Source organism: Mesorhizobium sp. M4B.F.Ca.ET.089.01.1.1, assembly GCF_004022605.1.
Classification (GTDB): domain Bacteria; phylum Pseudomonadota; class Alphaproteobacteria; order Rhizobiales; family Rhizobiaceae; genus Mesorhizobium; species Mesorhizobium abyssinicae.
The window spans coordinates 1-1,444 of the sequence record NZ_RZOS01000817.1; the positions used below are offsets into that span (position 1 = coordinate 1).

At 70.0% G+C, this 1,444-nt stretch carries 2 protein-coding genes; both read right to left on the bottom strand.

Annotated elements, in window-relative coordinates:
* Positions 1 to 248: FAD-binding protein (locus EN780_RS34165; protein WP_128276451.1), on the bottom strand; the 248-nt coding region annotated here is incomplete at its 3' end.
* A gap of 13 nt (positions 249 to 261) precedes the next feature.
* Positions 262 to 1,443, bottom strand: a complete 1,182-nt coding sequence (locus EN780_RS34170) for an MFS transporter (protein WP_128276452.1) — start codon at positions 1,441 to 1,443, stop codon at positions 262 to 264.
* Between the last annotated feature and the right edge of the window lies 1 nt (position 1,444).

Genomic DNA, 1,444 nt, shown 5'->3' on the forward strand with positions numbered 1-1,444 from the left:
GTGCCGGCTCGCAGCCGCGCCCTGCTGGTCGCGGCATCATGCGAGACCAGCCCCTCGATCTTCTCCAGCGAGACGATGGTGCCGTCGGACTTGACCAGCGGCGTGAAGGAGTGGCCGGCGCCGGCGACGCGCAGCGGACCGGGCGCGATGCGCACCAGATCGGCAAGCTCACCGGCATCGGCGGGAGTGGCGATCAGCTTGGGCGCGGCCTGCACCAGGCCCGACCAGTTGCTCCAGGCGTTCGGCATCGCGCTTCTCCGCTCAGGCGACGGCGCGGCGGCGCCGCGTCACGAGGATGAACAGGCCGAGCAGCGCGACGCTAGCGGCGGCGCTGGCGGCGGCGAATTCCGGCACCGGCCGGAAGTCCTTGTCGATCAGCAGCGAGGCGGCAATCGGCCCGATCGCCAGGCCGAAGAGCTGGGCCGCCGGCACCAGAAGGACCGCGGTGCGGGTGTCATCGGCGGTGATCGCCAGGCGGATCTGGTAGGGAACGATGAACAGCAGGATGAAGCCCATCACCAAAGCGGCGACCCAGAATATCGTCAGGCCAGGTCCGCTGGCGAAAATCAGGGAGCAAACAAGAGCGACGGCGCCGATGGCGGTGATCGCCAGGCGATAGTCGAGGCGCGCCTCGAAGACCGTCGCGGTCAGGGCGCCGACCACCTGAGCGGCGAGGCTTGCCGACACCATCAGGCCTACCGTGCGGCCGTCGATGCCGAACTGCGCCCCGAGCGGCTCGAGGAAGGCCCAGATCGCGCCGAAGAACATGAAGTAGCAGAAGATCGAGAGCAGCGCGGCGATCGATCCGGGCGTCAGCACATTGGCGAAATGCTCTTCCTTCGGCAGGTCGGCATAGTCGTCCGGCACGATCCAGGCGACCGCCAGCGAGGCGAGGCAGACCACGCCGAGGGCGAGGAAGCCGCCGGACGCGCCGGCCGCCGGGACGACATAGAGCGCCAGGGTCAGCGCCAGCGCGCATTGCGCCAAGGTCTGCACGGTGACGAAATAGCCGCCGATGCGCTCGGCGCGACGCGAGCGGGCGATCAACTCGGTGGCGACCGCGACCAGCCCGCCCTCGGCGAGCCCGGCCAGGCTGCGCGCGCCGATCAGCGCGTCGGCGCCGGCGGCGTAGGCCGTCCACCAGTTGGCCGCCGCCAGCAGGAGCAGGAGGATGGCGCTCTTCCAGCGCATGTTGCGGGCCGACAAGGCCATGGCCACGACGCCCGAGCCGATGGCGATGGCGATCATCTCGGCGGTGGCAACCAGCGCCAGTTCGTCGCCGGTGACATGGCCTTCGGTGTAGAGCGCGCCGAGCAGCACCGGCTGAAGCCCGAGGATCAGCAGGCCGACCGAGCCGATCCACAGCGCCGAAGCGAGCTGCAGGCCGCTCGGATTGCCGACCAGCCAGTCGCCGCCGTCCGTCTCGCCGGCATGTGTAACCAAA